The 13,585-nt window shown below is 69.4% G+C and carries 14 protein-coding genes; 9 read left to right on the plus strand and 5 right to left on the minus strand.

The window, feature by feature from the left end; genetic code table 11:
* Positions 1–5 precede the first annotated feature (5 nt).
* From AB0J88_RS24280 to AB0J88_RS24290, 3 genes are all read left to right on the plus strand, one after another.
* Positions 6–773, plus strand: a complete 768-nt coding sequence (locus AB0J88_RS24280; protein WP_364358066.1) for an enoyl-CoA hydratase family protein — start codon at positions 6–8, stop codon at positions 771–773.
* Between the two features lie 79 nt (positions 774–852).
* The gene (locus tag AB0J88_RS24285; protein WP_364358069.1) at positions 853–1,710 is read left to right on the plus strand and encodes a hypothetical protein; all 858 of its coding nucleotides are present in this window, start codon (positions 853–855) and stop codon (positions 1,708–1,710) included.
* 314 nt (positions 1,711–2,024) lie between these two features.
* Positions 2,025–2,927: a phytanoyl-CoA dioxygenase family protein gene (locus AB0J88_RS24290; RefSeq protein ID WP_364358072.1), complete on the plus strand. Its 903-nt coding sequence runs from the start codon at positions 2,025–2,027 to the stop codon at positions 2,925–2,927.
* A gap of 118 nt (positions 2,928–3,045) precedes the next feature.
* On the opposite strand, the gene AB0J88_RS24295 is transcribed toward AB0J88_RS24290, so the two are convergent.
* From AB0J88_RS24295 to AB0J88_RS24315, 5 genes are all read right to left on the minus strand, one after another.
* Positions 3,046–3,690, minus strand: a complete 645-nt coding sequence (locus AB0J88_RS24295) for an MOSC domain-containing protein (RefSeq protein WP_364358075.1) — start codon at positions 3,688–3,690, stop codon at positions 3,046–3,048.
* Between the two features lie 339 nt (positions 3,691–4,029).
* Positions 4,030–4,296 carry a 30S ribosomal protein S20 gene (gene rpsT, locus AB0J88_RS24300; RefSeq protein WP_364358077.1) on the minus strand — a complete coding sequence of 89 codons (267 nt, stop codon included), beginning with the start codon at positions 4,294–4,296 and terminating at the stop codon, positions 4,030–4,032.
* Between the two features lie 124 nt (positions 4,297–4,420).
* Positions 4,421–5,413 (minus strand): HEAT repeat domain-containing protein, encoded by a 993-nt coding sequence (locus AB0J88_RS24305; protein WP_364358080.1) that lies wholly within the window; start codon positions 5,411–5,413, stop codon positions 4,421–4,423.
* A gap of 3 nt (positions 5,414–5,416) precedes the next feature.
* Positions 5,417–6,082: a HEAT repeat domain-containing protein gene (locus AB0J88_RS24310; RefSeq protein WP_364358425.1), complete on the minus strand. Its 666-nt coding sequence runs from the start codon at positions 6,080–6,082 to the stop codon at positions 5,417–5,419.
* A 304-nt stretch (positions 6,083–6,386) separates the two neighbouring features.
* On the minus strand, positions 6,387–7,370 hold the full coding sequence (locus AB0J88_RS24315; protein WP_364358083.1) for a phosphotransferase: 984 nt from the start codon (positions 7,368–7,370) through the stop codon (positions 6,387–6,389).
* 97 nt (positions 7,371–7,467) lie between these two features.
* Here AB0J88_RS24315 and lepA point away from each other — a divergent pair, with 97 nt between their 5' ends.
* The 6 genes from lepA to AB0J88_RS24345 all read left to right on the plus strand — a co-directional run bounded on the left by lepA (position 7,468) and on the right by AB0J88_RS24345 (position 13,578).
* Positions 7,468–9,348 (plus strand): translation elongation factor 4, encoded by a 1,881-nt coding sequence (gene lepA, locus AB0J88_RS24320; protein ID WP_364358086.1) that lies wholly within the window; start codon positions 7,468–7,470, stop codon positions 9,346–9,348.
* Positions 9,345–9,920 (plus strand): NUDIX domain-containing protein, encoded by a 576-nt coding sequence (locus tag AB0J88_RS24325; protein WP_364358089.1) that lies wholly within the window; start codon positions 9,345–9,347, stop codon positions 9,918–9,920. The genes lepA and AB0J88_RS24325 overlap by 4 nt, the downstream gene beginning before the upstream one ends.
* A 91-nt stretch (positions 9,921–10,011) precedes the next feature.
* Positions 10,012–10,299 (plus strand): GlsB/YeaQ/YmgE family stress response membrane protein, encoded by a 288-nt coding sequence (locus tag AB0J88_RS24330; RefSeq protein WP_364358092.1) that lies wholly within the window; start codon positions 10,012–10,014, stop codon positions 10,297–10,299.
* Positions 10,300–10,466: 167 nt separating this feature from the next.
* Positions 10,467–11,762, plus strand: a complete 1,296-nt coding sequence (locus AB0J88_RS24335) for a sugar ABC transporter substrate-binding protein (protein WP_364358095.1) — start codon at positions 10,467–10,469, stop codon at positions 11,760–11,762.
* 95 nt (positions 11,763–11,857) lie between these two features.
* Positions 11,858–12,751 (plus strand): sugar ABC transporter permease, encoded by an 894-nt coding sequence (locus AB0J88_RS24340; protein ID WP_364358098.1) that lies wholly within the window; start codon positions 11,858–11,860, stop codon positions 12,749–12,751.
* A complete protein-coding gene (locus tag AB0J88_RS24345) occupies positions 12,748–13,578 on the plus strand; it encodes a carbohydrate ABC transporter permease (RefSeq protein WP_364358101.1) in 831 nt (276 codons plus the stop codon). Before AB0J88_RS24340 ends, AB0J88_RS24345 begins: the two co-directional genes overlap by 4 nt.
* Positions 13,579–13,585: the final 7 nt, after the last annotated feature.

The following is a 13,585-nucleotide window of genomic DNA, read 5'->3' on the forward strand; positions in this document are numbered from 1 at the left end:
GCCCCATGACTCTCGTCCGGGTCGACACCGACCGTGGGGTTACCACCCTCACCCTCGACAGCCCGCACAACCGCAACGCGCTGTCGACACCGTTGATGACCGAGCTGCTGGACGCCCTGGCGGCGGCTGTGGCCGATCCCGCGGTGCGGGTGGTGGTGCTGTCACACACCGGGCCGGTGTTCTGCTCGGGCGCCGACCTCAAGGAGACTGCCGCCGCGTACGCCTCGGGCCAGGTCCCGGTCGGCATGCTCGGCGACGTCCTGGCCGCGGTGGTCGAGTGCCCGAAGCCGGTCGTGGCCCGGATCGGCGGCCCGGCCCGGGCCGGCGGGCTCGGCCTGGTCGCCGCCGCCGACATCGCTCTGTGCGCTTCGGAGGCGACGTTCGCCTTCACCGAGGTCCGGCTCGGGGTGATCCCGGCGGTGATCTCGTCGACCGTGCTCCGCCGGCTGTCGCCCCGCGCGGCGCAGGCCCTGTATCTGACGGGCGAGCTGTTCGACGGCGCCCGGGCGGCCGAGATCGGCCTGGTCACCGCCTCCGTGCGTGTGGAGGAGCTGGACGCGACGGTCCGGTCCTACTGCGCGGCCCTGGTGCGCGGCGCGCCCGGCGCCCTGGCCGGCACCAAGGAGCTGCTGTCCCGTACTCCCCTGGCCTCGGTCCGCGACGACGCCGCGGAGCTCGGCGCCCGCTCGGTCGGCTACTTCCTGTCGGAGGAAGGTCGCGAGGGCGTGGCCGCGTTCCGCGAGAAGCGCGACCCTTCCTGGATCCCTGGTTGACGCCACGTAGCCGCGATGTCGTTTCCCGCTGTCGCCCCGTCGTCGTAACCTTTGCCACAACAGGAGCGCGGAGGTGTCGGTGCGAGGTCGTGGCGTCATTGTCGGGATCGTCGCGCTCTTCCTGGTCGCGGCGTTCGGCGTCTGGCTGAGCAAGCAGGACTTCAAGGCGCCCGACATCACACTTCCGGCCCCGTCCCGCGACTGCACGGTGCGCGCCGGCGAGGACAGCCCGCCGGTCACCCTCGACGCCGCCCAGATGGCCAACGCCGCCACGATCACCGCGGTGGGCGTACGCCGGAAGGTCCCGGAACGCGGTGTGGTGGTGGCGCTCGCGACGGCGTTGCAGGAGTCGAAGCTGGAGAACCTGCCCGGCGGCGACCGCGACTCGCTCGGGCTGTTCCAGCAACGCCCGAGCCAGGGCTGGGGCAAACCGGAGCAGATCCGCGACCCGCGCTACGCGGCCGGCAAGTTCTACACCGGCCTCAAGAAGGTGCGCGGCTGGCAGGACATGCGGGTCACGGACGCGGCCCAGGCGGTGCAGCGGTCGGCGTACCCGGAGGCCTACGAGAAGTGGGCAGACGAGGCCGGCGTGCTGGCCGCGGCGCTGCTCGGCCGGGCGACCGGGGCGGTCGCCTGCACGGTGCCGGGCGAGCCGCTGATGCGGGGCGTGCTGGCCGCGACGTCGCTGACCAAGGTGCTCAACCTGGACTGGGGCAAGGTCGAGACGGTGCCGGAGGGCGCCGGGTTCGCGGTGGCCGCCGCCGACGCGACCGCGGGCTGGCGCTACGCGCACTGGCTGGTCTCCCACGCGACGGACCACGGGGTGAAGACGGTCCGGTTCGCGGGGCTGGAATGGTCGGCCGATGGCGGCCGCTGGTCCAAGGTCGAGGGCGCCGGCACGACCCAGGTCCTGGCCGAGGTCTTCGCGGACGCCTGACCCGTTGGGTGCGAATCGCCCGTCGTTCACCAGGCGCGAACTGAGTTCTATCTCACTTTCCGTGCGATCTTGCGCCCTTTTTGCAGACATTTAGGGTGACCTATCATCGCCCGTCGTAATGGCGCCCCTCCGGATCGTGCCGATCCCCCGAACGCCGCAGATTCTCAGCCGGAAGAAGTGTTTTCGGGACGACAAGTGGCTCTAGCATCGCCGGATGTGCGCGAAATCCCCTCGGGTTTTGCGTTATCAGGGGCCGGCGACGGCCCGAACGACGGTCGAGTGACGGCCCCAGCGACGTCACGAGGAGGAATCACGTGTTCGACTACGGAGGCCGCACCGGCTATGAGCCGATCAGCGAGGTCGACCGCAAGGAGTTCCACGAGCAGGGCTTCATGCTCCTGCGCAACGTCCTGACCGAGGACCACCGGGCCGCGCTCGAAGAGGCGGTCGACCGCGTGTACGCGGAGGAGAGGGCCGCCGGCAACACCACGAAGGACGGCACCCTCCACCTGCTCGGCTTCCTCGACCGCGACGAGCTGTTCGGCGAGCTGCTCACGCACCCGATCGCCTTCCCGTACATGTGGGGCCTCGCGGGCTGGAACATCTACACGCACCACAACCACCTCGACGTGACGCCGCCGGCGCTGGAGCCGGAGAAGCCGTACTGGGGTTGGCACCAGGACGGGTACCGCCAGAACTCCGACCCGGAGACGATGGACCCGAACCTCCCGCGCCCGATGTTCTCGCTGAAGGTGGCGTACGTCCTCTCGGACCTGTCCGAGACCGGCCGCGGCGCGACCAAGGTCATCCCGGGCAGCCACCTCTGGAACTCGCTGCCCCGCCCGGCCGACCTGACGGTCCACAACCCGGACCCCGAGGGCACGGTCGAGATCACCGCGAACCCCGGCGACGCGTTCATCTTCGACCGCCGCCAGTGGCACTCGCGCTCGACGAACCTGTCGACCATCACGCGCAAGATGCTGTTCGTCGGCTACACGTACCGGTGGATCCGCCCGCTCGACGAACTGCACCCGGACCTGGCGTCGCAGTGGTGGCAGAACCGCACGCCGGTGCAGCGCCAGCTTCTCGGCGAAGGCACCCACACGGCGAACTACTGGGGCATCAACTGGGACGGCTACATCGACGACGAGATCCCGCTGCGCAAGGAGCTCAAGACGCGGGGCCTCCTCGACCGCAACATCCCCTGGCTCCGCTGACCTGACGTCAAGACCCTCGACCTGGCCCGGGTCCGCCGGGGGCACGACCGTTGCTCCCGCCGGAGACCGGGCCAGGCCCTTGGGGGCCCGGCCCTGCCACCTGCGCGGTCGGTTCAGCTCAGATCGTCTTGGAGCCCACGCGGCGGCGGATCTTCGCTAGTAGTGGTTCCGGGATGTCCGTGGCGGCCAGCAGGGTCGGGAGCAGTTCCGGGTGACCGTTGAAGGCGCGGAACATCTGGCCGATGGTGACGTCGTGGTCGGGACGGTGGATCACCTCGATGGTGTCGTCCGCACCGATCTGGCCGGGCGTCAGCACCCGCAAGTAGGCGCCGGGCGCGCCGCGCTTGCTGAAGCGCTTGATGAGGTCGGGGACGCCCCAGAACCCGGCGAAGGTCATGCAGGGCTCGCGCGGCTTCGTCACCTGGACGACCGCGGACCCGATCGCCCACCGCTCACCGATCCGCGCGCCGGTGACGTCGATGCCTTCGGTGGTGAGGTTCTCGCCGAACGAGCCGGCCCACAGCTCGCGGCCGAGCTCGTCGGCCCACCAACGAGCATCCTCGACGGCATAGGCGTAAACGGCCTGTTCCGGACTCCCATGAACCCGCCGGTTGCCGATGTAGTCACCGTCGACGCCAGCATCCGACACCGAAACCCGGTCGATGGTCGGCTGCTTGTCGATACCGGTCTGCCCACCAGGCCCATCGGCGTAATCCGTGATCTTGCGCCGACCAGTGTTGACCGAGAGAACGCGCCCTGTCATGCGCCCACGCTACGTGGCCGCAGCCAAGGAGCCGACCCCGGTCATCCTGGGCGGGCGGCGCGACCGCAACGAGCTTCGCCGGCGGCCGGCACGGACGCCGGCAGCGCCCGGCCGAGGACGGCACCCGCTCTGGCGGCGCATGCGCCATGGGTTCGTGGAAAGGGCGCGAGCGGCTGCCTGCGGCCGACCGAGCGCACGGCCTGCAGGGAGGAACCGCCGAAACAGCGCGAGCGGCCGGTGGCGGCAGTGCGTGGACGGCCTCGGTGCAGGGCCGCTGGAAATGGCGCGAGGGCCTGGCCGCGGTGGTTGCGGCCGGCCCTCAGCGGGGATCCGGGTGGATCAGGCGGCAGTCGCGCTGGCCTTCTTGGCGATGGCCGACTTGCGGTTCGCAGCCTGGTTCTTGTGGATGACGCCCTTGCTGACAGCCTTGTCCAGCTTGCGGGACGCCTCGCGCATCAGCTCGGCGGCCTTCTCGGTCTCGCCGGCCGCGCTCGCCTCGTGGAAGCGGCGGATCGCGGTCTTCAGCGACGACTTGACCGACTTGTTACGCAGACGGCGCTTCTCGTTCTGCCGGTTGCGCTTGATCTGGGACTTGATGTTCGCCACGCGACAGCCTCGTCCTGCTCTTCGTTGGTTGAATGGGGCGCAGGCGAACCGTCGCCACACGCGAAAAACCAGATTACCAGGAACCCATTGACGGGCCAAAACGCCCCCGGGCATCCAAGATCCATCAGGGCGCGGCGCGCAGCCCGAGGGCGTACTTCGCGGTCCCGGCGACCACCCCGTCGGCGTCGTGGGACAGAGCTTCGAGGGTACGGGTCGCGGAGTCCCCAGGGATGTCCACGAGTGCCTGCGTGAGCCGGCGACGTACGCCCGCGTCGTTGTGGGCGAGGCCCGCCACCAGGCCGGTCGCGATCTGATCCGCCACCGCGGGCTCGCCCGCCAACCCACTGAGCGCGTCGGCCGCGTCAGCGTCGGACCGCTCATCGACGATCATGTCGATCAGGTACGGGATCGCGGCTGCCACGCCACGGTTTCCGAGTGCCAGGGCCGCGTATCCCCGGATCGCGACGTCGTCATCGGCCAACGCGCCGCGAAGCACGTCGGTCGCCGCGTCCCCGGGGACCTCGGCGACGGATCGGACGGCGCGTTCGCGTACCTCGGGTGCCGGTGATTTCAGGCCCTCCGCCAGGAGGGTGATCGCGCCGTCGCCCGCCCGCGCCAGCGCCCAGCGCAGGGCGCCCGCGACGTTCGGGTCCGTCTCGCTCAGTGCGGCCTCGACCAGCGCCGCGACCGGCACCTCGTCATCCGCGGTCAGAGCCGCCCGCTGGCGCCGCGCGGCGCTGTCCGACCCCAACTCCTGGAGGAGGGCGACGGTCTGGAGTACGTCCGTCCAGTCAGCGGGTTCCGCGTCACCGATACGGTGGAGCCGGGTGAGCAACGCCGTCTGCGCCGCGATGCGTTCCCGCGTCTGGCGCACCAGGTCGTCGACCAGCCCCGCGGGCGTGAAGGCGGGATCGTCGAGCGCACGCGCTACCTCGCGCAACGACAGCCCCAGTGACCGCAGGCTCTCGACGTGGAAGATCCGGCGGATATCGGCGTCGGAGTACTCGCGGTAGCCGGCAGTGCTGCGCCCGGTCGGCCGTACCAGTCCGAGCGAGTCGTAATGCCTGAGCATGCGGGCGCTGACCCCCGACCGTCGCGCCACATCGCCGATCAACACCGCCTAAGACCCCTCCCGGCCGCCGCCCAGTGCCACGATCCGCTTCGCCTCTTCGATCGCCAACTCGAACCCGGCATCCGGGTCGAGCACCAGCCGCTCGGTGGCGATCGCGTGCTGGCGTACCAGAGGATCCGCAGCCTCCGCGGCCGCCCGCAGGATCGGCGTGATCACCTCACCGAGCGCGACCAACGCCCGGCTGAGGCTCAACCGGATGTCCTTGCCGCCACGACCGAGCTGCGTGGCCAGCACCTGACCCAACTCGAACCTCGCGTCATCGGGGGCGAGCACGACGGCCGCCCGCCAGGCACTCCGGGCCACCTCGTCGTCGGGGTCGGTGAGTAGCTCCCGGCTGATCGCCGGCCACGCCCGCCGATCTCCGATCTTGGAAAGGGTGTGCAAAGCCTGACTCCGCGCCTGCGGCCGCCGCGACCGAAGCTCGCCGACGAGCTTGGGCACCGTCACCGCCGGTGGGTAGCGGATGAGTGCCCAGGTGAGCATCTCGCGCACGGAGAACTCGGCCTCGACCGCGCACCGCTCGACCAGGTCGTCGACGAGCCGCGGATCCGGCGCGGTCCCCACGGCCATGGCCGCCCGCACCCGCACGGACGGATCGCCGTGCGTTAAGGCCCGACGAGCGCGCGTGGTTTCCGTCTCTTCTGTCGGCACCACCATCAGAACCACCTCCGCAACCCAGTGAAGGCCTTGCCACGATGTCAAGGTCAACCGAACACGCGAGGCGTGAGCGCCGGGGCCGGGCCGGCGGCTGCCGACACCAAGGCCGCGAAGCAATTGCCCACTCGGCTGGGCCAGCGTGTCCGACCGCCGGGCCGCGAGGCGGTTGGTTGTTCGGGCTGGTTCCGCGGACCTGGCAGGGAGCGGAGCGACCGGTCTCTGGCGGGAGCAACGGTCGCGCCCCCGACGGACCCGAGTCCAGATCCTGGTCTTTCGTCCCCTGGACCCAGCTTGCGCCCAGTTATTTCCAGCCTTGGCGGGTGTAGAGCCAGTCGAGGGCGACTTCGCCGTGCCAGGTCTGGTGGGCGCGGACCGTCGGGGCCGCGTCGTTGAGCGGCGCGGCGCCGCGAGTCAGGAAATAGCCCGACAGCGCCGCCAACGCCGCGTCCAAGGCGCCCGCCGGCGCCTCAGCCGTCGTCGGATGCGACGACCAGAGCCGATCGGCGTCGAGGCCGCCGGCGTGCGCCGTGATCAGCAGTACCGCCGTGTCGAACCACGCGGGACCGTGGCAGAGCCAGTTCCAGTCGCACAGCCAGGCCTGGCCGGCGCCGTCGATGATCACGTTGTCCAGGCGTAGGTCGCAGTGGGTGAGCTCGTGGCTCGTGGACGCCACCAGCGCCGGCGCGTGCGATTCCAGGGCGGCCAACGCGCGCAGGCGGTCGCGGGCCGGCGAAGCCGCCGCCGGCACCGGCACGCGGCCCTCGGCCATCCACCGCCAGCCCCCGAACTCGTCCGCCAGCATCGGGGCCAGCGCGGGCAGCCGCAGGTCGAGCAGCGCCTGGGGCGGGTCGGCCAGGGCCGCGGCCGCCGAGGCCCAGGTGTCCAGGGTTGCCGTCAGCTCCGTGGGCGACCAGGGCAACGCGGGGGTATGGCCCGGGACCGCCTCGGCGCACAGCACGAAGAAGTCCGGCGTGGCCAGGGTCCAGAGCGGCCGCGGTGCGCGCACGGCCGCCGGCAACACCGCCGAGACCAGCGCCTCGTGGGCGTACCAGTCGCACAGATGCCGTTGGTCCGCGGAGCGTGCGGCCTTCACGAAGACCTGGTCCCCCGCGGCCGTCGACAGGAGCGCGGCGAAGCCGGTGGTGAAGCCGGCCCCGGCCGGCGAAGCCGCGACCACCGGCGCGCCCAGCCGGTCCTCGATCGCTGCCCGCAGGTCTGCGGACAAAGACCCCCAGGACGGACGGCTGGCCGTCGCGTCGTAGGCGAACGGCGGTGGCGCGAGCATGGCCAGCATGCTGCCGGACCGCGCCCTGCCGGCCAACCCAATTGGACATGGGAGCATAGAGAGCGACCTTGACCGACGCCGACCAGAACGGACCACCGTGCCACCGACGCTCGACCCCGGCGCCAACCAGCCTGGCTCCTCCGACCCGGCGCGCATCCGCAACTTCTGCATCATCGCCCACATCGACCACGGCAAGTCGACGCTGGCCGACCGGATGCTGCAGTTGACCGAGGTGGTCGACCCGCGCCAGATGCGTGCCCAGTACCTGGACCGCATGGACATCGAGCGCGAGCGCGGCATCACGATCAAGTCGCAGGCGGTCCGGATGCCGTGGACCGTACGCGAGGGCGAGCAGGCCGGTGAGCAGGCCGTCCTCAACATGATCGACACCCCGGGGCACGTCGACTTCACGTACGAGGTGTCCCGCAGCCTCGCCGCCTGCGAAGGCGCCGTGCTGCTGGTCGACGCCGCGCAGGGCATCGAGGCGCAGACGCTGGCCAACCTCTACCTGGCGCTCGAGAACGACCTGCACATCATCCCGGTGCTCAACAAGATCGACCTGCCGGCGGCGCAGCCCGACAAGTACGCCGAGGAGCTCGCCCACCTGATCGGCGGCCGGCCCGAGGACTGCCTGCGGGTCTCCGGCAAGACCGGCGAGGGCGTCGCGCACCTGCTCGACGAGATCGTCCGGCAGTTCACGCCGCCGGTCGGCGACGCGGCGGCGCCGGCCCGAGCGATGATCTTCGACTCCGTGTACGACATCTACCGCGGCGTCATCACGTACGTCCGGGTGATCGACGGCAGGATCGAGGCCCGCGACCGGATCAAGATGATGTCGACCGGCGCCGCGCACGAGCTCCTGGAGATCGGCGTCATCTCGCCCGAGATGGTCAAGTCGCCGGCCCTCGGCGTCGGCGAGGTGGGCTACCTGATCACCGGCGTGAAGGACGTCCGGCAGTCGCGGGTCGGTGACACGGTCACGATCAACGGGCGGCCGGCCACCACGGCGCTCGGCGGTTACAAGGACCCGCGGCCGATGGTCTACTCGGGCCTCTACCCGATCGACGGCTCCGACTACCCGGCGCTGCGCGACGCGCTCGACAAGCTCAAGCTCAACGACGCCGCGCTGGTCTACGAGCCGGAGACCAGCGCCGCGCTCGGCTTCGGCTTCCGCTGCGGCTTCCTGGGCCTGCTGCACCTGGAGATCATCCGGGAGCGGCTCGAGCGCGAGTTCGCCCTCGACCTGATCTCCACGGCGCCCAACGTGGTCTACCGCGTGATCATGGACGACGGCAGTGAGATCACGGTGACGAACCCGAGCGAGTACCCGGTCGGCAAGGTCGCCGAGGTCTACGAGCCGGTGGTGCGGGCGACGGTGTTGACACCCAACGACTACGTCGGCGCGGTGATGGAGCTGTGCCAGGGACGGCGCGGGTCGCTGCTCGGCATGGACTACCTCTCGACCGACCGGGTCGAGCTGCGCTACACGCTGCCGCTGGCGGAGATCATTTACGACTTCTTCGACCAGCTCAAGAGCCGCACCAAGGGGTACGCGAGCCTCGACTACGAGCCCTCGGGCGAGCAGCACTCCGACCTGGTCAAGGTCGACATCCTGCTGCACGGCGAGGCGGTCGACGCCTTCAGCGCGATCGTCCACAAGGACAAGGCCTACAACTACGGCGTCAACATCGCGTCGAAGCTGCAGAAGCTGATCCCCCGGCAGCAGTTCGAGGTGCCGATCCAGGCCGCGATCGGCAGCCGGGTCATCGCCCGCGAGACCATCCGGGCGATCCGCAAGGACGTGCTGGCCAAGTGCTACGGCGGTGACATCACCCGCAAGCGCAAGCTGCTGGAGAAGCAGAAGGAAGGCAAGAAGCGGATGAAGATGGTCGGCCGGGTGGAGGTGCCCCAGGAGGCCTTCATCGCCGCCCTGTCCACCTCGGACTCCGCCGGCGACGCCAAGGCCGCGAAGAAGTGAGCACCGGGTCGTCGGACCGGGCGCCGCTCGCGACCGGTCCGACCGCCGGTTTCTGCTCTCGGTGCGGGGCGGCGCTGGCCAGTCGGCCGCCGACGGCGTGCTCGGCCTGCGGGTACCAGCTCTACGTCAACGCCCGTCCGACCGCGAGCCTGGTCATTCTCGACGACGCGGGCCGGTTCCTGGCGCTGCGCCGGGCGATGGAGCCCATGGCCGGACTCTGGGAGACGCCGGGCGGGTTCTGCGACGGCTTCGAGCACCCGCTGGAGGCCGCGATCCGCGAGGGGCGCGAGGAGCTCGGCGTCGAGATCCAGATCACAGGCTTCATCGGCATGTACGTCGGCGCGTACGAGTTCCAGAACGAGCTTCTGCCGGTGTTGGACTGCTTCTACTTCGCGACCCTGGACCCGTCGGCGATCCGGCTCGACCCCGCCGAGTCCACCGATCTGGCCTGGTTCGACCTGTCCGATCCCCCGAAAATGGCGTTCTCGACAATGGATGCCGCCCTGGCCGATGCGGCGAAACACCTGGTCATGCGTACTGCCGTAGCCGAATCCTTGCCATCGGCGAAATAAACTTCCCATCCGGAGGATAGATCCGGTTTGGCGCTCGACCACCTCGGTTATTTACGGGTTGTCACACACCCCCCGAGGAGGAGGAAGGGCCATGACCGCAGGTGGGATCATCACCGCGCTGATTATCGGTCTCGTCATCGGTGCCCTGGGTCGGCTGGCCGTCCCGGGTCGCCAGAACATCCCGATCTGGCTGACGCTGGTCATCGGTGTCGTCGCCGCGCTGCTGGGCTCCGCGATCGCCCGCGCCGGCGGCTTCGCGGACACCGGGGGCTTCGTCGACTGGCGCGAGCTGCTGCTGCAGATCGCTCTCGCCGCCGTCGGCGTGCTGCTGACCGTGAGCATGTACGGCCGTGGCCGCCGCCGGGTGAGCCGCTACTGACGCACGGTAACTAGAGACGGGCGCCCTTCGGGGCGCCCGTTTCGTTGTGCCCACGGCCGGGGCACGAAACGATGTACACCACTGTCGTAAAAGAAATTTTCGTACTAGTCTGCCGCGAAGAAGGTTACCTACATCACCCGAACCCCCATCGCGGAAGGGAATGCGTCGTGAAGACGAGGCGGAAACCGTTCCAGGTTGTCACGGTGATCCTGACCGCCGCGATGCTCGCCAGCGCGTGCGGCAGCGACGATAGCGGCAATGAGGAGAAAGCGGCAGACCCGGCCAAGCTCACCGTCTGGATGATGGGTGAGGGCGGCGACGCACAGAACACCTTCCTCGACGGCGTCGAGCAGGAGTTCAAGCAGAAGCACCCGAACACCGACGTGGTCGTGCAGTACATCCCGTGGCTCGAGGCGCCGAAGAAGTTCCAGGCGGCGCTCGCCGGCGGCGAAGGCCCCGACGTCACCGAGCTCGGCAACACCGAGACGCAGGGCTGGGCGCAACAGGAGGCGCTCGCCGACCTGACCGACAAGCTCGGCGGCTGGGCACCGGGCAAGGACATCCTGCCCGACCTGGTGAAGAACGCGCAGCTCGACGGCAAGCAGTACGGCATTCCCTGGTACGCCGGCGTGCGCGCGATCTACTACCGGACCGACTGGTTCCAGGCGGCGGGCGTACAGCCGCCGAAGACCTGGGACGAGCTCGTGACCGTGGCCAAGGCCGTGCAGGCGAAGAAGCCGGGCACGTATGGCATCGCCGTGCCGGGCAACTCCGAGCTGCCGTTCTACTCGTTCCTCTGGGGCGCCGGCGGCGAGATCGCCACGGAGAACGGCGGCACCTGGAAGTCCGGATACACGTCGGCGGAGTCGCGTAAGGCGGTGCAGTTCTGGACCGACCTGGTCACCGTGCACAAGGTGGCGCCACCCGCGGCGGCGGCCTGGAACGAGGTCGACGCGCGAACCCAGTTCGCCACCGGCAAGGCCGCCATGGCCTTCGGCGGAAGCTGGCAGCAGGCGGCGATGCTCGAGGCCGACCCCAACCTCGACAAGGTCTGGGGCACGTTCCCGATCCCCGGGCCGACCGGTGGTGAGTCGCCCGCGTTCGCCGGTGGGTCCGACATCGCGATCTGGGAGGACAGCAAGGCCAAGGACGCGGCCTGGGACTACATGACGGTGCTGCTCGACAAGCAGAACAACAAGAAGTACGCCGACAGCCTGAAGTTCTTCCCGGTCTACACCGACCTGGTCGCCAGCGGCTACAACGACGACAAGATCATGGCGGCGTTCGCGGCGAGCATGAAGAGCACCAAGCTCACCCCGATGACGCCCAAGTGGGTCGAGGTCAGCCGCACCAAGACGGTGACCCAGGCGATGAACAGCGCGGTCATGAAGGGCCAGAAGACGGTCGACCAGGCCACGACCGACGCGGCCGCCGAGATCGAGAGCATCCTCAACGCGAAGTGACGACGTCGACGCGCGTCGCCCCTGACGCACCTGTTGCCCGGCCCGCTTCTCCGGCTCGCTCCGCGCGCCGGGGGGCGGGCCGGGTCCCGTACCTCTTGCTGCTCCCCTGTCTTCTGGTCATCGCGGCGCTGCTGCTCTGGCCGTTGGGACAGGTCGCGGTCATGTCGCTGTACGACCTGGACAGCGTGCGGCAGGTGCGCGGCGATCGGCCGTGGCCGTTCGCGGGGCTGGCGAACTACCGCGAGATTCTGACGGACCCGTTCTTCCATACGGTGTTGCGCAACACGGTGCTGTTCGCGGTTGCCAACGTTGTCCTGACGATGGTGCTGGGGACGCTGGTCGGGCTGTTGCTGCACCGGCTGGGGCGGCGGATGGCGGCGTTCGTGGGCGGGTGCGTGCTGTTGGCCTGGGCTACGCCGGCGTTGACCGGGACGATCACCTGGAAGTGGATCTTCGACGACACCAACGGGCTGGTTACGTGGCTGTTCAATGCTCTGCCTGACGGGTTTTCGTCGTGGCTCTTTGGTCGGTCCGATTGGACCGGGTACGGGTGGTTCAACGCGCCGTTGTCGTTCTTCTCGATCCTGACTCTGGTGATCGTCTGGCACTCGTTCCCGTTCATCGCGGTGTCGGTGCTGGCCGGGCTGAAGAGCCTCCCTGGCGAGTTGCTGGAGGCCGCGCGGGTGGACGGCGCCGGGCCGTGGCGGTCGTTCTGGTCGATCACGTTCCCGCTGCTGCGCCCGGTGTTCGGCATCCTGGTGGTGCTCTCGACGATCTGGGACTTCAAGGTCTTCACACAGCAGTACGTGCTGGCCGGGGGCACGCAGGACCGCCCGACCTTCATGCTCTCGATCTACTCGTACGCCACGGCTTTCTCGCCGCCGCCGAAATACGGCCTGGGAGCGACGATCGCCGTCGTGCTGACGGTGATCCTGTTGATCGTGACCGGCGTGTACGTGCGGTCCCTGCTCAAGCAGGAGGAACTGTGAGACGGTCGGCGCTCAACCTGCTGGGCCTGCTCGTCGCGGCGTTCGCGGTGTTCCCGGTCGTGTGGATGGTCGCGACGTCGTTCAAGTCGACGCCGGAGATCTTCTCGGGCGGCCCGGTGCCGTTCCCGCGGCATCCGACGCTGGTGCACTACCGGACGATCCTGACGGGCGACCTCATCCCCGGCGTGACCTTCGTGGACTTCTTCCGCAACAGCGTGCTGGTGGCTTTCGCGACGGTGGTCATCAGCGGGCTGATCGCCCTGCTGGCCGCGACGGCGGTCTCCCGGTTCCGGTTCCGGGGTCGGACGAGCATCCTGGTGATGCTGCTGGTCGTACAGATGATTCCGCTCGAGGCCCTGGTCATCCCGTTGTTCTTGATGATCCAGCGGTTGGGGCTGTACGACACGTTGGCCAGCCTGGTGCTGACGTACGTGGGGTTCTCGCTGCCGTTCGCGGTCTGGATGCTGCGGGGTTTCGTCGCTGCCGTGCCGGTCGAGCTCGAGGAGGCGGCGGCGATCGACGGGGCGAGCCGGGCTCAGATCTTCCGACGGATTCTGCTGCCGTTGGTCGCGCCCGGGTTGGCGGCCACGAGCATCTTCTCGTTCATCGTGGCGTGGAACGAGCTGATCTTCGCGCTGACGTTCCTCAACGATCAGACGCGGTATACGTTGCCGGTCGCGATGACCTTCTTCTTCGGCCGGGACGACACAGCCTGGGGCCCGGTGATGGCCGCGTCGACGATCCTGACCATCCCGGTGCTGATCTTCTTCCTGGTCGTGCAGCGGAGGATGGTCAGTGGGCTGGCCGCGGGGGCGATCAAGGGCTGAGCGGCCG

It is taken from the genome of Asanoa sp. NPDC049475 (genome assembly GCF_040676915.1).
GTDB lineage: Bacteria > Actinomycetota > Actinomycetes > Mycobacteriales > Micromonosporaceae > Asanoa.